This is a genomic window from Pseudoalteromonas arctica A 37-1-2, assembly GCF_000238395.3.
Lineage (GTDB): Bacteria > Pseudomonadota > Gammaproteobacteria > Enterobacterales > Alteromonadaceae > Pseudoalteromonas > Pseudoalteromonas arctica.
On sequence record NZ_CP011025.1, the window covers coordinates 530,202 to 550,198 of the forward strand.

Annotated in this window: 18 protein-coding genes; 15 read left to right on the forward strand and 3 right to left on the reverse strand. The window is 38.4% G+C overall.

The features are described 5' to 3' along the window. The first annotated feature begins 39 nt into the window (after nt 1-39). The 3 genes from PARC_RS02340 (at nt 40) to PARC_RS02350 (ending at nt 4,652) form a co-directional block, all read left to right on the forward strand. Entirely contained in the window at nt 40-1,377 is a 1,338-nt protein-coding gene (locus PARC_RS02340) for a sugar porter family MFS transporter (RefSeq protein ID WP_002958419.1), read from the forward strand. Then, nucleotides 1,364-3,376, forward strand: a complete 2,013-nt coding sequence (locus PARC_RS02345; RefSeq protein WP_010554116.1) for a glycoside hydrolase family 32 protein — start codon at nt 1,364-1,366, stop codon at nt 3,374-3,376. The genes PARC_RS02340 and PARC_RS02345 overlap by 14 nt, the downstream gene beginning before the upstream one ends. A 61-nt stretch (nt 3,377-3,437) precedes the next feature. Next, nucleotides 3,438-4,652 (forward strand): oligosaccharide MFS transporter, encoded by a 1,215-nt coding sequence (locus PARC_RS02350; protein WP_002958421.1) that lies wholly within the window; start codon nt 3,438-3,440, stop codon nt 4,650-4,652. On the opposite strand, the gene PARC_RS02355 is transcribed toward PARC_RS02350, so the two are convergent. Together PARC_RS02355 and PARC_RS02360 are read right to left on the reverse strand one after the other, a co-directional pair. Then, the gene (locus tag PARC_RS02355; protein ID WP_002958422.1) at nt 4,624-5,619 is read right to left on the reverse strand and encodes a LacI family DNA-binding transcriptional regulator; all 996 of its coding nucleotides are present in this window, start codon (nt 5,617-5,619) and stop codon (nt 4,624-4,626) included. The genes PARC_RS02350 and PARC_RS02355 overlap by 29 nt on opposite strands. A gap of 533 nt (nt 5,620-6,152) precedes the next feature. Continuing rightward, nucleotides 6,153-8,585, reverse strand: coding sequence for a putative bifunctional diguanylate cyclase/phosphodiesterase (locus PARC_RS02360; protein ID WP_238142558.1), 2,433 nt, complete (start codon nt 8,583-8,585; stop codon nt 6,153-6,155). Nucleotides 8,586-8,893: 308 nt separating this feature from the next. Between PARC_RS02360 and PARC_RS02365 the strand changes: the two genes are divergently transcribed. After that, nucleotides 8,894-9,100: a ParD-like family protein gene (locus tag PARC_RS02365; protein ID WP_010554118.1), complete on the forward strand. Its 207-nt coding sequence runs from the start codon at nt 8,894-8,896 to the stop codon at nt 9,098-9,100. Continuing rightward, nucleotides 9,093-9,869, forward strand: coding sequence for a type I methionyl aminopeptidase (map, locus tag PARC_RS02370; protein ID WP_010554119.1), 777 nt, complete (start codon nt 9,093-9,095; stop codon nt 9,867-9,869). The genes PARC_RS02365 and map overlap by 8 nt, the downstream gene beginning before the upstream one ends. Before the next feature lie 201 nt (nt 9,870-10,070). On the opposite strand, the gene PARC_RS21700 is transcribed toward map, so the two are convergent. Beyond that, nucleotides 10,071-10,286 carry a DUF2798 domain-containing protein gene (locus PARC_RS21700; RefSeq protein WP_010554120.1) on the reverse strand — a complete coding sequence of 72 codons (216 nt, stop codon included), beginning with the start codon at nt 10,284-10,286 and terminating at the stop codon, nt 10,071-10,073. Between the two features lie 108 nt (nt 10,287-10,394). On the opposite strand from PARC_RS21700, the gene PARC_RS02380 reads away from it, so the two are divergent. The 10 genes from PARC_RS02380 (at nt 10,395) to PARC_RS02425 (ending at nt 19,920) form a co-directional block, all read left to right on the forward strand. Continuing rightward, nucleotides 10,395-11,282, forward strand: a complete 888-nt coding sequence (locus PARC_RS02380; protein WP_010554121.1) for a LysR family transcriptional regulator — start codon at nt 10,395-10,397, stop codon at nt 11,280-11,282. Nucleotides 11,283-11,870: 588 nt separating this feature from the next. Next, nucleotides 11,871-12,596 carry a tRNA (cytosine(32)/uridine(32)-2'-O)-methyltransferase TrmJ gene (trmJ, locus tag PARC_RS02385; protein ID WP_010554122.1) on the forward strand — a complete coding sequence of 242 codons (726 nt, stop codon included), beginning with the start codon at nt 11,871-11,873 and terminating at the stop codon, nt 12,594-12,596. A 276-nt stretch (nt 12,597-12,872) separates the two neighbouring features. Beyond that, on the forward strand, nt 12,873-13,364 hold the full coding sequence (gene iscR, locus PARC_RS02390; RefSeq protein WP_007586371.1) for a Fe-S cluster assembly transcriptional regulator IscR: 492 nt from the start codon (nt 12,873-12,875) through the stop codon (nt 13,362-13,364). Between the two features lie 24 nt (nt 13,365-13,388). Then, nucleotides 13,389-14,606: an IscS subfamily cysteine desulfurase gene (locus PARC_RS02395; protein WP_002958425.1), complete on the forward strand. Its 1,218-nt coding sequence runs from the start codon at nt 13,389-13,391 to the stop codon at nt 14,604-14,606. Between the two features lie 41 nt (nt 14,607-14,647). Further along, nucleotides 14,648-15,031 carry a Fe-S cluster assembly scaffold IscU gene (gene iscU, locus PARC_RS02400; protein ID WP_007377675.1) on the forward strand — a complete coding sequence of 128 codons (384 nt, stop codon included), beginning with the start codon at nt 14,648-14,650 and terminating at the stop codon, nt 15,029-15,031. Between the two features lie 12 nt (nt 15,032-15,043). Further along, nucleotides 15,044-15,367: an iron-sulfur cluster assembly protein IscA gene (gene iscA, locus PARC_RS02405; protein WP_007377674.1), complete on the forward strand. Its 324-nt coding sequence runs from the start codon at nt 15,044-15,046 to the stop codon at nt 15,365-15,367. A 95-nt stretch (nt 15,368-15,462) separates the two neighbouring features. Continuing rightward, on the forward strand, nt 15,463-15,990 hold the full coding sequence (hscB, locus tag PARC_RS02410) for a co-chaperone HscB (protein ID WP_010554123.1): 528 nt from the start codon (nt 15,463-15,465) through the stop codon (nt 15,988-15,990). Nucleotides 15,991-16,031: 41 nt separating this feature from the next. Further along, nucleotides 16,032-17,894 carry a Fe-S protein assembly chaperone HscA gene (hscA, locus tag PARC_RS02415; protein ID WP_010554124.1) on the forward strand — a complete coding sequence of 621 codons (1,863 nt, stop codon included), beginning with the start codon at nt 16,032-16,034 and terminating at the stop codon, nt 17,892-17,894. A gap of 11 nt (nt 17,895-17,905) precedes the next feature. Further along, complete coding sequence (gene fdx / locus PARC_RS02420) at nt 17,906-18,244, forward strand: ISC system 2Fe-2S type ferredoxin (RefSeq protein WP_007586379.1); 339 nt, start codon at nt 17,906-17,908, stop codon at nt 18,242-18,244. A 248-nt stretch (nt 18,245-18,492) separates the two neighbouring features. Next, nucleotides 18,493-19,920: an NAD-dependent succinate-semialdehyde dehydrogenase gene (locus tag PARC_RS02425; protein ID WP_010554125.1), complete on the forward strand. Its 1,428-nt coding sequence runs from the start codon at nt 18,493-18,495 to the stop codon at nt 19,918-19,920. Nucleotides 19,921-19,997 lie beyond the last annotated feature (77 nt).

The following is a 19,997-nucleotide window of genomic DNA, read 5'->3' on the forward strand; positions in this document are numbered from 1 at the left end:
TTCGGCCCACCTTTTAAGCTTTAAGTTTTAAGAGTGATTATGAAAAAAATTATTTACTGGTCAGTCACTGTTGCAGTTGCTGGTTTTTTATTCGGCTTTGATACTGCTGTTATATCCGGTGCGGATAAACCTATTCAAGCATTATGGAATACGAGCTCGTTATTTCATGGCTTATTTATTATGTCTTCAGCTTTGTGGGGAACTCTACTTGGTGCCTTAACTGGTAATTATCCATGCGATAAGTGGGGTAGAAAACCCACATTGATTTTAGTCGGTGTGTTGTTTTTAGTTTCGGCACTTGGCTCCGCCATGGCACCTGACGCATATAGCTTCGCCTTACTACGGTTTATTGGTGGCGTGGGAGTGGGTATTTCTTCAATTGTTGTACCTGCTTATATCTCTGAGATTGCACCTGCTAAGTACCGTGGGCGTTTGGTCGCGCTTTATCAGTTTCAAATTGTATTTGGTATTTTAGTTGCGTTTGTTTCTAATTTTTTGATTGCAGGAACATCTGCAATTGACTGGCGTTTAATGTTAGGTGTGGAGGCAATACCGGCCTTAGCTTATTTATTAATGATCATTAAGGCACCTGAAAGCCCACGTTGGTTAGTGCAAAAGAAAAACGAAAAAGCTAAAGCGCGTTCAATCTTAGTTACTTTAGGTGAACAAAACCCAGACCAAGTATTAAATGACATAGAACGCGACAAGTTACAAAACAGTCAATCAAAGCTATTTGGTGGTAGTTACAATAAGGCGGCTTTATTTGCATTTTTATTTGCCGCATTTAATCAATTATCTGGCATTAACTTTATTATTTATTATGCACCGCGCGTATTTGAACTTGCAGGATTGGATGTAAATCAATCCTTACTTTCAGGCGCTGGAATTGGCGTGGTTAACTTATGTTTTACCATGCTGGGTTTATCGTTGATTGATAAATTTGGCCGACGTTCGCTGATGTATATCGGCTCAATTGGCTACGTTATTTCCCTCTCTGTCGTGGCGTGGGCATTTAGTACTGACTCTGGAGGCTTAACGGTTGTAGCGTTTGTATTTGTGTTTATTGCCGCTCATGCCATTGGCCAAGGTACCGTTATTTGGGTCTTCATTGCAGAAATATTCCCGAACAAAGTACGTTCAAAAGGGCAGTCTTTAGGCTCCGGTACGCATTGGTTTTTTGCCGCAGCAATCACTTTACTTATGCCATTTTTCTTAGAACGTTTTAGTGCCACTGAAGTATTCACTTTCTTTACTTTAATGATGTTAGGGCAATTGATTTTTGTTGTGTGGTTTATGCCAGAAACAAAGGGATGTTCTTTAGAAGCAATTTCATTAGATACCAATAATAAGCATGGAGCATTAGATGCGAACCGTTAATTTAGTTTTAATTTCATCATTTTTGGCAGCATGTAGCATGACAAACCCAACTGAACAAACAGCCCTTAAGGGGACAGATAAACCGAGCAAAGAGGCGTTTCGACCTGTTTTTCATTTTACTCCTGAAAAGCATTGGATGAACGATCCTAATGGTATGGTTTACTACCAAGGCGAATATCATCTGTTTTACCAGCATAATCCTGATTCATCTGTATGGGGACCAATGCATTGGGGACATGCAATTAGTAAAGATATGGTTAATTGGCAGCATCAAGAAATTAAGTTGTTTCCTGATGAGCACGGTACTATCTTCTCTGGCAGTGCGGTAGTTGATTGGCAAAATAGCAGCGGCTTTGGCAGTAAAGATAACCCACCATTAGTGGCTATATTTACCTATCATGATGATAAAAAGGCGGCACAGGGAGCGATTGATTTTCAAACGCAAGGTATAGCATATAGCACCGATAAAGGCCGTACATGGATAAAATACGCTAATAATCCGGTATTAAAAAATCCTGGGATCCGTGACTTTCGTGACCCCAAAGTAAGTTGGCATGAAGATACCCAGCAATGGGTTATGGTATTAGCTCAAGATGATCATATTGGCTTTTACAGCTCAAAAGATTTAAAAACATGGCAATTTGAAAGTAACTTCGGCGCTGATTGGGGCAGTCACGCAGGTGTATGGGAGTGTCCAGATCTTATTCGCGTGCGTATTGAAGGCACCGGCGAATATAAATATGTTCTATTAGTGAGTATTAATCCTGGCGCGCCAAATGGCGGTTCTGGTACACAATATTTTGTTGGCGATTTTGACGGTGAAGAATTTGTGTTGGATAGCGATTATCAAAAAATGCTTACAACAACACCTGCCGTTTTCCCTCAAGGGCTTGATTTTTCTAACTTCAAAAATGGCTTAAAAAATTGGCAAGTATCGGGTGAAGCATTTCATATAGTAAATGATCAACCTACAAATACCATTGCCAGTTCTTTTAAAGGCTCGGATGAGGCAATTGGTACCTTAACTTCAAAATCATTTGCGATTAATCATGATTTCATTAACTTCAAAATTGCAGGTGGAAAGCATCACAACAGTACCGCAATACAGTTGTTAGTTGATGGTGAAATAGTTAAAACCGCGAGTGGAAACAATACAGGTACAATGGCCGAGCGTTCTTGGAACGTGAGTCAATTAAAAGGCCAGCAAGCTTATATTAAAGTGGTAGACAATGAACGAGGTGATTGGGGGCATATAAAAATTGCTGATATCGTATTTTCTGATAAAGCAGCAACAGAAAAGTATGAATCGTCAATATGGCTAGACTACGGTACAGATAATTATGCTGGCGTGACTTTTTCTGATGCTCAAGACGGTAGACACTTATTTATGGGATGGATGAGTAACTGGCAATACGCAAACCAAGTACCGACTGAGGTATGGCGCAGTGCAATGACGATTCCCAGAGAATTAAAGTTATTACAAACGCCAGCAGGCGTGCGTTTGGCATCTCAACCTATCAAAGAACTCGATAGTTTACTGAGTAACACACAGCAAAAGGCAACCCTAACTGGCACAAATAGCTACCAGTTAGATGAGCTTTTTACTGTCGAACCTGGGCAATTTAAAGTGAGCTTTAGTTTATCAAACGCTGAGCAAGTTACTGATATTGTGCTTAGCTCTGATAAAGGTGAATACACTAAGCTGCAGTTAGACCCAGCTCAAGGACAACTTGTACTTGACCGAAGACAATCGGGTTTAAAAGATTTTGAAGATGGGTTTGCTTCTTTACAAACTGCGCCATTACAAAAGGGTCTTGAGTATTACGATGTCGAGATATGGGTAGATAAAGCGTCGGTAGAAGTGTTTGTAAATAAAGGGGTTAGCTCTATGACCTCGATTGTTTTTCCAACCTCTCCTTACAATAAAATACAAGTGAGTGCTAAGCAGTCTTTGTCGCTTAGTGACGTTAAGTTAAATAATATAGCAATAGAAAAATAACTTCCAAAATGACTCTATATTATTATAGAGTCATTAATCTTTCTCTAAGGCTGTGCGATATATGAGTAGCAATTATCGACTATTAAGTGTCATTTTGTTTGTTTATTTTATGGCATGGTCTTTTTCATTTTCATTATTTCCTATTTGGCTTAGCCAAGAAGTAGGCCTCAATAGTGCTAAAGTCGGGATAATCTTTAGTATTAATTCCATCATGGCTTTACTCGTAATGCCTTGCTACGGCATCTTGCAAGATAAGCTTGGTTTACAAAAAACACTGCTTTATTTCATTGCATTTTTTATAATGTTAATTGGTCCATTTGTTCATTATGTATACGCGCCACTACTACAAACGCAGTTTTATCTGGCTGCCATTTTTGGCGGTGCCGTTTTTTCATGTGCGTTTTTAGCTGGAGTAGGGACGCTTGAAAGTTATATTGATAAACAAAGTCGCTCGACGAACTTTGAATTTGGTAAAGCTCGAATGTGGGGGTCACTGGGTTGGGCTATGGCAAGCTACTTTGCCGGTTTATCCTTTAATTTATCCCCTAGTTTAAATTATTGGTTATCAAGCATTGCAGCGGTTTGCTTAATGGGTTTTTTAGCCTTTGTTAAGGTCGCACAAAATCAGCCCGAAATAGCGCCTTCTCGGACTTTTTCTCCTGTAAAACAGCTTAAAGCATTTTTTAAAATTGCAGGGCTTTGGCGTTTAAGTGTATTTGTGATCGGTGTTAGTTGTATTTATGCGGTATTTGATCAGCAATTTGCTATTTATTACACCTCTTTTTTTGACACCCGAGAGCAAGGTCGAGAGTTTTTTGGCTATTTAACTTCAGCGCAAGTTATTCTTGAAGCGGCTATTTTGTATTTAGCTGTAAAATGGGTGAATTATATGGGCGTTAAAAATTCGTTGCTGTTAAGTGGTGTATTGATGGCGATACGAATATATTGCTCGGGGATTGTTAGTGACTCTATCAGCATTAGTTTATTGAAATTATTACACGCCATTGAATTACCGCTGATGCTGATTGCGTTATTTAAATATATAAATATGCATTTTGACGCGCGCTATTCAGCGATGATCTATATTATTGGCTTTCAATTTACTACGCAATTGGTGGCGTCAATGTTAGCCGTCGGGATAGGCGTTGTATATGATAATGTAGGCTTTGCGTTAGCCTATCAGTATTTGGGTTTGATTATTTGTGTGTTTATCGTATTGTCGTTTTTTACATTAAAGGCAGATGCGATTAAAACGAATCACGAGCAATCAAATTAAACGGTAGGCTGTGATGAACAATATCAGTACGCTGCTCTATGAGGTATTCCATTGCCCAACGTCCCATTGCATGGTGTGGTAATGCCATGGTGGTTAAATTCGGTTGTAATAATTGTGGAATACTGCCCCAATCATCAAAACTTGCTATACCAATATCCTTACCAACGATCATTCCTTTATCATGCACAACAAAGTAAATTTCCAGCGCCATGGGATCTTGGCCACAAATAATAGCATCAGGTTTAAACTCGTCTATTACTCGCGCTGCAGACTCTCTCGAAGTAGAAATCTCACTACCATCGGCTTGACCAATAATCACCGATTCAATGAGTAAATCATCGAGTGGTAAGCCGTGCTTTTGAAATGAATTTATAACGCCTTGTTTGCGACCTTTGGCAGCAATTATATGCTCATTTAAGTTTAAGAAAGCAATTCGGCGATAGCCTTTGCGTATTAATGCATCAGTAATATCTTCACCGGCTTGCTGTTCATCAGGTACTACGCAAGGAAAGTTATTTGAAGCAGGAAAACAGTTCGCTAAAATTGTTGGTATTTTTTTTAGTTCATCAGCGATCGAAACTTGGCGATGATACATTGCTGAATATATAACGCCCTCTACGCGATACTCTAAAAGGCTTTCGATAGCTCTGTCTATACTCGCTTGGGTTTCGTTAACATTGAGGATTAACAGTTCTTTATTTTTCTGCCACGCAATTTCTTGGGCACCGCGTATAATATCAAAAGTATAAGGAACACTAAGCAGTTCATCAGCAATAATTGCGTAAATGTTTGAGTTTTTACGTCGCGTTAAACTTGCCGCACGATTAGGACGATAACCTAATTCTTTTATAGCTTTAAGAACCTTCTCGCGGTTAATATTTTTTACTGTTGGATCATGATTGACGACTCGCGATACAGTTTTAAATGAAACACCTGCGTGGACAGCGACTTGCTTTATTGTAACCATACTAGAATAAGACCCTCTCTGAATAAAAAGAGTATAACAGCAGATAGCACTTTATTTATATGTTTTTGTTAAGGTTTGAGCTATCGCCATTATTTAAAAGTAGACTTATTCATAGGCTTACTTTTAAGTTATTAGAGTAAATTATACTCTCAATATAATAGCTTAAAACATTAGTTCACCCGGTTATAGATTGAGCAGTAATAGTTATTTGAGTTTTATGTATGACTAGACCAAGTTTTTAAAAATCTAGTAAGACTGATTAATTTTCCACTATCAGAGAATAGCCATTTATGTGGGCTATTAGCCTGATGAGGAACTCGAATTATTGAAACTGCGCATTTTTATAGCTGTTTGCTTAGTGCCATGACTACACATAGCTTTTGACAAAGGCTGTAATGTACTGATTGAACTCACAGCGGCGAGTAGATATTTAAGGATTATGGTCTGTAGCTGTTTTTGTTTTTAGAAAAATTATATTAAACGACTTTATATGGTTGTGATCTCCCATTGGCTAGTAAGTTATATTCAATAAATTAGTATTGTGCGTCTCTAATATATTCAATAAGTTGGTCAACTGGAAGTGGCTTTGAGAAAAAGTATCCTTGGATCCTAATATCTTTATATCTAGATAAATGTGTAATTAGCTTTTCATCTTCAACACCCTCCACTACCACTTTTTTACCTAAGTCATAACAAACTTTAATAATGGTATCTAAAAGCTTCCTTTCTTTCGTATCTTTATAGGCTCCAAGGGTAAACTCTCGATCAATTTTAATAATGTTTGCAGGCTGATTAGCAAGGTATGACAAACTCGAAAAGCCAGTACCAAAATCGTCTATAGCAACATTTAAACCTGAATTAATTAACTCACGTAATGTTTTCTCTATTGATGTTTTTTCTTGAAAGGAGGACTCCGTGACTTCAACCGTAAAATTGTTATACGTGATGTTATTTTGAGTAAGCAAATAGAGTAAGTCTATCAAAAAATTGTCTTTAATAATCTGCTTGGTTGAAAAGTTAACTGCTACGGTTATATTTTGCAGTTGTGAGTATTTTTTTATATCGTGAAGGACTTTATCTAAAACTTGCTTGCCTACTTGAACTATTTGACCAGTAGTCTCTGCTACAGGTATGAACTTTGCTGGAGAGATCCATTCATCGTTACAAGACCACCTAACTAGAGCTTCAACTCCTATAATTTGGTTTCCGTTCAAGTTATGTATAGGTTGGTAGAATACTTCTAATTCGTTGTTCTTTAGTGCTATGTGTAAGTTATTTCGGATAGTAACTATTTCGTTGTGTTTATCATCCATTGATTGATGATAAAAGTGTACTTGGTTACCTCCAAGATCTATAGATTTTTCAAGAGCTATATTTGCTTGCTGAAGGTTTAGCTTAAAATCAAATAGCTCGGAAGTTTGATAATGTACCACTCCAGCGCTTGCAGTAAGGTTGAATTCAAAAGTATCAATGCAGTACGCTTTGGATAAGTCCACTATTAAAGCCTCAATCTTTTGCTCAAGAGTAGCCGGTGAAGTATTAGTAAAATATAAAACAAAGCTATCGTTTATTCCTTTAGAGATTAATACTTGGTTATCAATATTTTTGCTTATTTTTTCTGAAGCTTTTTTCAGAATTTTATCACTGGTTTCGTAACCTAAAGAGTTATGTATCTCTTCAAAAAAATCTAGTTTGATTATGACGACTGAAAAATCACTGTAACCTCTTACCGACCAAAGCTTTAAAAACTCTTCCTCCAAGGCTTTCAGTCTCAATAAACCTGTTAATTCATCATGTCTTTCCTTAAATTCCAAGACTCTTGATGAATCAGCAACCAGTACAAAGATGAATGTAAATAGGAAGGTAAGCCATAATATTAACTGCTCAATTATTGTGTCAATGTGTATTGCTTTGTAGTCATTGATAAAGGTATAGACATTATGTTCAACTAAATCCATCACATTTATTTTTTCAGTAATAAAGTGGTTATAACGGCTAGTTAGGTTGTTCAAATCAACCTGAGTTTCATTTTTATAATCTATTGAAAAGTATATATTTGGAGTTAACTCTAGATATGTATCATATTGGCTAAGATATTTTAAATAACTTTTCTCTAATAACAAATTCATATCTAGTAAGTTTACTATATAAAAATGACTCTGATCCGCAAGTTTAATAGAAGCTAAAAACATCAGAATGGGTATATCTGAGTCTAGGGTTAATGAGTTAGCTGCAAATTGGACCTCCTCTACATCCCTTTTAATCCATGATCTTATTGTAGGTTTATCTAGCATTCCATTTAAGTAAAAACTACTAGAAAAATTATCACCTGAAATGTAATTTAGTTCGCTATCAAGAACTAAAATACCTTTGATAATATTATAATCACTAATATAATTTTTTGAGTCTATATTAATTAGACGCATGAAATCTTCAAACCTCACTTTTTCTACTCTGCTTTTTATTCTAGCTAGAGCCTTTTTCTGTGAAATCAGAGAGCGGTTTATCATTGTTTCCATTAAGTGTATTTTTTCTCTTGCATTAGTATCTTGGGTTTTGACTAGATTTAGAGAAGATTGATGCCACACAGTCGAACCGATTAATACAACTATGAATACAACTAATTTTATTTTTTTCATTTCATTTATTTGTATATTTTTATGAAAAGCTTTGATAGTAATCGCTGAAAAGCAAGTAAAAATAAAAATTGCGCACAATGATAAAGTAAATGGGTTGTTATCAAGTCTCCCAAGATCTAAATTAACCTTCATGTGAAATAAAAAAGAAAACTGAATAAATAGAAAACACAGCGCAGTAACTATAGCTATTAGAATGCAATACTTCTTCTTGTTTAGGCTCAATTTTTTTATTGTTGCTAGGGCGACTGCAATTAACAATGAGGCTATGGCCGTTACAGGGCTTATTACCTTCATTAATTCATACCCAGAAAAAGTAGACTCAGCCATTCCTAGTGTAAAAATAATACAGTGAAAATATAAAATAGCACTATATAAGATGCTAGTCGTACTTCTTGTCACTTTAAACCTCATACAATAACCATTAAATTTATCACCCTGCTAAATACAACCTAAAAGTACTGTTTATATAGTTAAATGTAAACACAAAGGATTGTATGTTGTTCACGTATTTAAGTAGGTGAGCGAAAAATGTACTTTAAACTGTAAACGTCTGAGTTGACATATAAATCCTCGACGTATACGATTTATATATGAATAATATGCGATATGTATATTAATAATATGCGGTATATATGATGGGAATAGTAAAAATATCAGACGGATTGCATGAAGAAATTAGAAAATCGAGTAATATCATGTCTAGATCTATCAATTCACAAGCAGAGTTTTGGATTAAAATAGGCATGCTCGCTGAGCTAAATCCGACACTCAACTACCATGAAATAATTAAAAAACAATTAATAAAAGAAAAGCTTACTATTCAGGATCTTTTGCATGAATAAAGCAATAGTAAAAACGGATGCAGAAATTGAGCTCATGAGAGAGTCAGGAAAGCTTTTAGCTCAAGTATTTAAAATGCTTGATGATTTTATTTGCGAAGGCATAACTACGTTAGATATAGACACTAAAGTAGAAAGCTATATTACCAATGTGTTACATGCTCGTCCTGCCAGTAAAGGGCAATATGGCTATCGGTATTCATTGAACTCATCAGTTAATGACGTAGTGTGTCATGGTGTACCCAATCATGTTTATAAGTTAAAAAGCAAAGATATTTTAAATATTGATATTACCTTAGAGAAAAATGGTTATATCAGTGATTCAAGTAAAATGTATACTTTTACAGCGACAACCTCAGAAGCTAAACGTTTGGTTAAAACGACTTATGATGCAATGTGGGAAGGTATTAAGTTGGTAAAGCCAAAAGCAACGCTTGGTGATATTGGCTATGCTATTCAAAAGCACGCTGAATCTTCTGGTTATAATGTAGTACGTGAATATTGCGGTCATGGTATTGGTAAAGAAATGCATGAAGAGCCGCAAGTTTTGCACTATGGTAAAGCGCATACAGGATTAATACTTGAAGCGGGTATGACATTTACTATAGAGCCTATGATCAACCAAGGTTCCAAGAAGGTAAAAACTAAAAAAGATGGATGGACAGTCGTGACAAAAGATAAGAAACTTTCTGCCCAATGGGAGCATACCATTTTAGTGACAGAAACAGGCTTTGAAGTATTAACACTTCGACACGATGAGAAAGTCTCTTAGCGAAATATTATCATAGTCCGCTCATAGCAATTTGCCGAAGCTCAGCTTTGAGCTGTGAGTTTAATCATTCGATTTAACACACTGACTAAATCGGCCATTGAGGTTTTAGTAAATCATAGCAATTCACGTGTTACAGTTTATAGAATAGCTATCCGATGAAAGAGCTATTCTATCGGATAACTATCAAAGGTTTTAGCCGTTTTAAAATTTATCTGATATTTCATGAGCTAACCTATGAATTCTAGGTGCTGAGACAAATGATATAACTCCAGCAGCTGGCCACGCTAGAAACCACGCGGACATCCAATAGTTGATAAAGCTATTTATCAAACCCATGTTGATATAAGTAACCCAAGCTGACATAAAAAAAGTAAGTACAAAAGACATTAATATTGCGAAAATAAAGCGATGCTTCATCTAAATTTCTCCTATATTCATTTTAAGTGATGGAATATAGTTTATGGGCTTACATATCTGTAGTATATACGTAGAATTAATAATCCCATTTACATATTTGTAAAGACAATGCTTGATAACCTTAAAATTTTTATAACTGTTGCCGAGTTGAAAAGTTTAACGCGTGGAGCAGAGAGCCTTGGGATGACTATTGCCACGGTTTCAAGGCGTTTACACGAGCTAGAGAAAAAACTAGGGTGCGAGTTATGTCATCGTTCTAATAAAGGACTAACTCTTACTAATGCGGGGCAAGTTTATTATGAGGAAACCGCCAGCTTTATACATGAGCTGGATATACGACTTTTAAATTTAGATAATGCCCTCAATAGTTTGAGTGGTGAACTTAAGGTAATGGTTCCTACAAATATCGGTAGCGGGCCCCTTAATGAGTTCTGGCGAAATTTCACTGTTAATAACCCTGATATTTTGCTCAATATTACATTAGGTGACCCAGATGACGATGTAATCTCTAACCAGATTGATATTGCTATTCGCTCAGGCCCTCAAGAAAATTCATCTCTAGTACAAAAAAAAATCGGCTCGATTAGTTCTGTATTAGTGATATCGCCAAGTTATAAAAAACTTCTACCTAAAACGGTATCTCAATTAAAATCCTGTCCGAGTATTGCTGCTAATTTATTCAAAGACTGGGCTTTAACAAATGACGAAGAAAAGTATATTTACCCCAAAAAGCATAATCATATAAGTAACGATATGAGCATTACTTTAAACTTGGTCAAGGCTGGATCAGGAATAGCTCTTCTGCCGATGAGTATGGTTTACAATGAAATTGAAAATGGTGAAGTAGAGCGGGTATTGCCCTTATGGAGTGGCGAACCACGCGAAATATCACTTCTGTGGCCAAAAAAAAGAGCGTTATCAAAACGAGCAATAAAATTTCGAGATGAGTTAATTGCATTTCTGGAAAAACAAAAATGGTTTAATGTGAATTTTTAGCATTGAGGTTGCACTTCCATTTTGTCCCTGTGCGCTATCTTCATCTATATCAGACTCTGAAATCGGGTCTGGCATAGGTGCAGATTTAAGCATCGTTCTGTTCTGATACTTCCAAGATATTGTCAATTCTAACAGTGCTCTTTAGTTTTCTATGGTCAAGTAGAAGCTAACAGGCTCTTAAATTTTTAATCTTTTTATATTAGTGATGGCTTAGTTCCGCTTAGAGCGAAAAATCAGACATTAGAATAGGTAGAAATTTAGCCCTTAAATCGTAAATACTGAAATTCTACCGATTACTTTATTTGCGTACTGACAATGCCTATTTGTCAACGACAAACTAAAGAGTAACTTTAAATTAATATGTCATTGTATGGTTGTATTTTATGTCAGTGAATGGTTGCAGGTTATCTATAAGTGATTGATATATTTATCCAGTGCTTGTCATGCTTTGCATGCAGCGACAATTTACCCCTGTAAGAATCGTTATATTGGGTTTGATCATAGGATCTAGCCTTTTGAATCTAGGATCTTATTACATTTTCATGTTAGAATTTGCGCAATTTTTTGGCATAGCAAAGTAGCACAGTAATGATCTTAGATGATATTCGCATTGTTTTAGTTAACACGTCACATTCCGGCAATATTGGTTCGGCGGCTCGCGCCATGAAAACCATGGGTTTATCAAAACTTTATTTAGTTGATCCTGCTTGCGAAATAGACAGCCAAGCAAGTGCATTAGCTGCAGGCGCAACTGATGTTTTAGGCAATGCAGTTATTGTAGGTACCGTTGAAGAAGCTATCGCTGACTGTACATTAACGATTGGCACAAGTGCGCGTTCTCGTACGCTTTCGTGGCCAATGGTTGAACCACGTGAATGTGGTGAAAAGCTCGTTGCTGAAGCCGTAAATGGTCCTGTAGCGCTAGTATTTGGTCGTGAAAACAGTGGTTTAACTAATGAAGAATTACAGCTTTGTAATTACCATGTATGTATTCCTGCTAACCCAGAGTACAGCTCGCTTAATTTAGCTATGGCCGTACAAACACTTAGCTACGAAACTCGCATGGCATTTTTAAATCAACAACCTAAAAAGGTTGAAGAAGACGATGCAGTTTACCCAAGCTCAAAGCAAATAGAGCTGTTTTATGATCACCTTGAAGACACGTTGTTTAAAACAGGTTTTATCATCAAGCAACACCCTGGTTTAGTTATGACTAAATTACGCCGTTTGTTTAACCGAGCTCACCCTGAAGATGCTGAAATGAATATTTTACGCGGTATTCTCACCTCAATTAATAAGGCTATCCCTAAGTAACTTAGGTATAGCTATTAGTTATAAAAGACCTAGACTAATTAACGCGCTAATACTTGACTAAATTACTCAGGTAATTACAATGGCTGTAATACTTGACTAAATTACTCAGGTAATTACAATGGCTGTAATACTTGACCAAAGAGGTCAAGTATTGAAAGTTTGTTAACTCTACAATTTAAAAAGTAAGAGTTTATAAATCAAATTTTTATCAAGTGATAATACTTGACTAATTTACTCTGATAATTAAAATTTGCACTCTTTTGTGCAGGGGGCGTTATGAAGTTAACATCAAAAGGCAGATATGCCGTTACAGCTATGCTGGATGTTGCACTACACACAGGTGTAGGTCCTGTAGCCCTTGCTGATATTTCACAAAGACAAGAAATTTCTTTGTCTTACCTTGAACAATTATTTGCTCGTTTACGTAAAAATGGCCTAGTAAGTTCTGTTCGTGGACCTGGTGGTGGTTATTTACTAGGGCGTGAAGCGAGCGTTATCTCTGTTGGCGATATTATTAGCGCCGTAGACGAATCGGTCGATGCTACACGTTGCCAAGGTGCCGATACCGGCTGTCAGAGTGGTATGCGTTGTTTAACACATAATTTGTGGTCAGACCTAAGCGCACGCATAGAAGAATTTTTGAATAATATTACCCTTGCTGAATTGGTGGAAAAATCAGATGTGAAAGAAATAGCATCGCGCCAAGATAACAGTATTAATAATGCAATTAAGCAGTTGGAAAACATTCAAGTAAGCTGTCAACTTTAAGGTTGACCTGCAGCGGAGAGAGAAATGAAGTTACCGATTTATTTAGATTACGCAGCGACCACGCCTGTTGACGAACGTGTTGCTAAAGAAATGATGCAATGCCTGACAATGGACGGTAAGTTTGGTAATCCTGCGTCACGCTCACACCGTTTTGGTTGGCAAGCAGAAGAAGCTGTTGACCAAGCACGTACAGATATTGCTGATTTAATTAATGCAGACCCACGTGAAATTGTTTTCACATCGGGTGCAACAGAATCAAATAACCTTGCTATTAAAGGTGCTGCACAGTTTTACAAGAAAAAAGGTAAGCACGTTATTACCGCTAAAACTGAGCATAAAGCAGTAATCGACACATGTCGTGAGCTTGAGCGCCAAGGTTTTGAAGTAACTTATATGGACGTTGAAGAAAACGGCCTACTTGATTTACAAAAACTTGCCGACACAATGCGTGACGACACAGTACTTGTAAGCATCATGCACGTTAATAACGAGCTAGGTGTAATTCAAGATATCGCGACTATTGGCGAAATGTGTCGCGAACGTAAAATTATGTTCCACGTAGATGCCGCGCAAAGCGCGGGTAAAGTATTAATCGACGTGCAACAGCTTAAAGTTGATTTTATGTCGTTCTCTGCACATAAAGTGTATGGCCCTAAAGGTGTTGGCGCACTTTACGTTCGTCGTAAACCACGTGCTCGTCTTGAAGCGCAAATGCACGGTGGCGGACATGAACGCGGTATGCGCTCTGGTACACTAGCTACTCACCAATTAGTGGGTATGGGTACAGCGTTTAAAATTGCTAAGCAAGATTTCGAAAAAGATCACGCACACATCAGCGCCTTACGTAATCGTTTAATCGACGGCATTATGGCTGATATGGACGAAGTATACTTTAACGGCACGCAAGACCAATCAGTACCTGGCATTGTAAACATCAGCTTTAACTTTGTTGAAGGTGAGTCGTTACTTATGGCAGTAAAAGACATTGCAGTATCGTCAGGTTCAGCCTGTACATCTGCAAGCTTAGAGCCTTCTTATGTATTACGTGCACTTGGCCGTAACGACGAATTAGCACATAGCTCAATTCGTTTTAGTATTGGTCGCTTTACTACCGAAGAAGAGATTGATTACACCGTCGAATTAATGAAAAACTCTATCGGTCGCCTACGTGAGATGTCTCCACTTTGGGAGATGCATCAAGAAGGTATTGATTTAGATTCAGTTGAATGGGCTCACCACTAATAGTGTGAGCACATACCCTAGCAGGTAATGAGGATAGAATAATGGCTTATAGTGATAAAGTAATCGACCACGTAGAAAACCCACGTAACGTAGGTACTCTAGATAAGAATGATCCGTCAGTGGCAACGGGTATGGTAGGCGCACCAGCATGTGGTGACGTAATGAAATTGCAAATTAAAGTATCTGCCGAAGGCGTTATTGAAGATGCAAAATTCAAAACCTACGGTTGTGGTAGCGCAATTGCTTCATCTTCACTTGTAACAGAGTGGGTTAAAGGCAAAACGCTAGACGAAGCAGCGACAATTAAAAACACTGATATCAGTGCAGAGCTTGAATTACCACCAGTGAAAATTCACTGTTCAATTTTAGCCGAAGACGCAATTCAAGCAGCAATTGCAGACTACAAAAGCAAACAAGCGAAGTAAGAAGAGAAACTCATGGCAGTGACATTGACAGATGCGGCAGCAAACCGCGTACAATCATTTTTAGCAAACCGCGGTAAAGGTTTAGGCCTGCGCGTTGGCATTAAAACGACGGGCTGTTCAGGTCTTGCTTATGTACTTGAGTTTGTTGACGATTTAAACGAAGACGATGAAACTTTTGCGGCTAAAGGTGTCACATTAATTGTTGACGCTAAAAGCTTAGTTTACATCGATGGCACAGAGCTCGACTACACTAAAGAAGGCTTAAATGAAGGGTTTAAATTTAGAAACCCGAATCAAGCAGATGAGTGTGGTTGTGGCGAAAGCTTTACCGTTTAAGCTTTAAATATTTTTGTAGTATAAATAAGCCCTGCCAGTAAATGTAGGGCTTTGTTATTTTTGAAATTAATTTCTGAATTTTATTGGTTGAAGTTATGCGTTACTTTGAATTATTTGCAATACCAGTTGATTACAATATTGATTTAGCAACGGTTAACAAGCACTACTTGGAATTACAGCGTACTGTACATCCAGATCGCCACGCGAATGCGAGCAGCCGCGATAAGTTAATGGCAGTGCAAAGTGCCGCCGAAATTAACGATGCACTACAAACATTAAAGCACCCAGTAAAACGTGCTGAGTATATGTTGAGCGAGCTAGGCGTTGATATTCGTGCAGAGCAGCAAACCTTGCAAGATCCAATGTTTTTAATGCAGCAAATGGAACTTCGCGAAGAGCTTGAAGAGCTAACATCGTCGCGCGATCCTGATACCGCCATTGCAAATTTTGAAAAACAAATTAAGCAACTAAACACGCAGTACAGTGCACAACTTGCCGAGCAACTCGCAAGTAACGATGAGCAGCAATATCAACTTGCCGCAGATAATATTCGTAAACTGAAGTTTGTTTATAAGTTACGTGACGAACTAGAGCGTATTGAAGACAGTTTATTTGACGATTAATTACTTGCTGCAAAGCGAGCAACACGAGTTTAAAGAGCATTATGGCATTATTGCAAATTGCTGAGCCGGGGCAGAGCGCGGCACCACACGAACATAAACTAGCGATTGGTATTGACCTTGGTACAACTAATTCATTGGTTGCAACAGTGCAAAGTGGCGAAGCCCGCACGTTAACTGATGATCTTGGCGCGGCTATGTTACCGTCGGTTGTTCGTTATCAAGCAGGCGGTATTACTGTTGGCGCAGAAGCTGCAAAAGCAGCAACGCAAGACCCTGCCAACACGCTTATTTCGGTTAAGCGTTTTTTAGGTAAAACTCAGGCTGAAATAGAGCAAAGTTATGGCCAGCTACCGTATGAATTTTGTGAGCACAATGGTGCACTAGCAATAGAAACTGTGGCAGGTAAAATCAGTCCAATTAAAGCATCAAGCCATATTTTAGCTGCATTAAAAGCACGAGCTGAGCAAAGTTTTGGTAATCAAGAGATTTTAGGTGCTGTGATCACAGTGCCAGCGTACTTTGATGACGCACAGCGCCAAAGTACTAAAGATGCCGCAGAACTTGCTGGCATTAACGTACTACGTTTATTAAATGAGCCAACAGCAGCAGCGGTTGCTTATGGTTTAGACTCTGGCCAAGAAGGTATTATTGCTGTTTACGATTTAGGCGGTGGTACATTTGATATATCAGTACTTAGATTACACCAAGGTGTGTTTGAAGTAATGGCAACTGGCGGCGATTCAAGCCTCGGTGGTGATGACTTTGACTCACTACTTGTTGATTACTTTAAGCAGCAAACTGGTGTGTCAGCGTTGTCACCTTCAGTTTTACGTTTATTCATCAATAAAGCAAAAGCCTGTAAAGAAGCGCTAAGCCAATACGCAAAAGTGAATGTGGGCCTTGAGTTTGACGATCAAAAATACGCCGTTGAAGTAACGCGCGAAACGTTTGACGAAATGGCTATGCCTCTCGTTAAAAAAACACTGCGTTCGTGTCGCCGTGCTGTAAAAGATGCTGGCATAGAAAACGACGAAGTACTGCAAGTTATTATGGTAGGCGGTTCAACCCGTATGCCACTGGTACGTAGCCAGGTACACAGCTTTTTTGATAAAGAACCACTAACTTCAATCGACCCTGATCGTGTTGTAGCCCTAGGTGCTGCGCTTCAAGCCGACGTGTTAATTGGCAATAAGCCAGATTCTGACATGTTATTGCTTGATGTATTACCGTTATCGCTAGGTCTTGAAACTATGGGTGGTTTGGTTGAAAAAATCATTCCGCGTAATACGACAATTCCGGTAGCACGCGCGCAAGAATTTACGACGTTTAAAGACGGCCAAACAGCTATGTCATTACATGTGCTGCAAGGCGAGCGTGAGCTTGTTGATGATTGTCGTTCGCTTGCTAAGTTTAGCTTAAAAGGTATTCCACCAATGGCGGCAGGCGCTGCGCATATTCGTGTAACCTTTAAAGTTGATGCTGATGGCCTATTAAGTGTTTCAGCTATGGAAAAATCAACAGGCGTACAAGCTGAAATTCAAGTTAAGCCTTCGTTTGGTTTATCTGACGACCAAGTAGCTAACATGCTAAAAGAGTCAATGAGCAACGCTAAAGGCGACATGCAAGCACGTATGCTTAAAGAGCAACAAGTAGAAGCATTACGCGTAATAGAAGCGCTTAATGCATCACTTGCAGCCGATGCTGCATTACTTGACGATATGCAACTTGCTAACTTACGCGCTGAAATTGCAGAACTGGTAAAAGTGCGCGAAAATGCACAAGAGCCTGGCGAAATTAAAGCAGCTATCGAAAAAGTCGATAATGCGAGTAGCGACTTTGCATCGCGTAGAATGGATGCATCAATTAAAAAGGCCCTTACAGGGCAGTCAGTAGACAACATTTAAGAGAGATTAGAATGCCACAAATTGTTTTTCTTCCACATCCTGAATTATGTCCTGACGGCGCTGCAATTGAAGCTCCTACAGGCCAAACGGTACTCGACGCTGCACTTAAAAATGGCATTAGCATTGCACATGCCTGCGAAAAGTCGTGTGCATGTACTACGTGTCATTTAGTGATTCGTGAAGGATTTGATTCACTACAAGAGAGTGATGAGCTAGAAGATGACATGCTAGATAAAGCATGGGGCTTAGAGCCTGAGTCACGCCTTGGTTGCCAAGCAATTATAAGAGATGAAGACTTAGTGGTTGAAATACCTAAGTACAATCTCAATATCGTTAATGAAGAGCACTAGTTTTTAACGATGTATATATTAAAAGCCGCTGTTTGATACAGCGGCTTTTTTGTTTCAAAAAAGCATTTATAAACACGTAGCAGCGACTTTATGTCGCGTTTTTAAATCTCAAACGTTTTAAGTTAAATTTTTCTAATCTCAAACTTGAACATCAAAATGATCACGTATTTTTCAGATTATATAAACGCGGGGTAAACCCGCTGCTAAGAGTTCAACCCAATCCCTAAAATCTATTTCGGAGGTTTATTTTGAGTAATCTTATTTTCTCAGACTCATTTATTAACGGCGAATTTTATAAAACTGATACGCACTTTAGCGTTAACGATCCCGCGACCGAAAAAAGTATTATTGATGTAAGCGATATTGACGAGCAGGGTGTAAATAGCGCAATAGCTGCAGCTCAAGGGGCTTTTGTTAAATTAAAAGCGACGAATGCCACCGAGCGAAGCGAAACGTTGATGCGCTGGTATGAGCTAGTTATAAAACACAAGCAAACACTTGCAGAGCTTATGACCAAAGAGCAAGGCAAACCGCTCAAAGAATCCCTTGGCGAAATTAATTACGGTGCAGGTTTTATCAAATGGTTTGCAGAAGAAGCCAAACGTAGTTACGGAGATGTAATTCCGCCAACAGATGACTCGCATCGTTTAACCAGCTTTAAGCAGCCTGTAGGTGTTGTAGCTGGTATTACGCCGTGGAACTTCCCTGTTGCTATGGTTACTCGTAAAGTAGCTCCAGCTTACGCTGCGGGCTGTAGCTTTATACTTAAACCTTCTGAACATACGCCATTATGCGCTATCGCACTTGCTTATCTGGCCGATCAAGCTGGTTTTGTTAAAGGTGCATTTAATGTACTGGTTTCACAAGATGCCAAAACAGTAGGTAAAATGCTGACTGACTCAGAAGTCGTGCGTAAGTTTACATTTACCGGCTCTACCGGTGTAGGTAAGCAGTTGCTATCTCAATGTGCAGACACAATTAAACGCACCTCGATGGAGCTTGGCGGCAATGCGCCTTTTATCATTTTTGATAATGCAGATTTAGATGAAGCTGTAGAAGGGCTAATGGCGGCTAAATTTAGAAATAGTGGGCAGGCATGTGTTGCTGCAAACCGTATCTTTATACAGCGTAATATTCTCGACAAAGTACTGTCAAAAATCACGCCTAAGGTTGCAGCGCTAAAAGTGGCAAATGGTTTTGAAGACGATGTTGATATTGGCCCACTCATTTACCCTAAAGCCAAAGATAAAGTACAACAGTTAGTACAAGACGCACTCGATAAAGGTGCTACGTTGATTGGCGATAATAGTGACTTAGGTGGCAGCTTTCAAAACCCATTAATAGTAAACAACGTAACTACTGACATGGATATTTACCACGAAGAAGTATTTGGTCCAGTATTAACGGTTATTCCTTTTGATGAAGAAAGTGAAGTGCTTGCACTTGCTAACGATGTACCATTTGGTCTGGCAGCCTATTTTTACAGCCAAAATATTAAGCAAATTTACCGAGTTAGTGAAGGGCTTGAATTTGGTATGGTCGGCGTTAATGAAGGTGTTATATCAAACCCAGTAGCGCCATTTGGTGGTGTTAAGCAATCTGGTTTAGGCCGAGAAGGCGGTCATCAAGGGCTGGATGAGTACCTAGAAGAAAAGTACGTGTGTATTAAAATATAACGCCCGTTAAGTTTATGAGCGCGAATTTACTTCGCGCTTTTTTATGACGTTAATATGGCAGATATATGAACTTTATC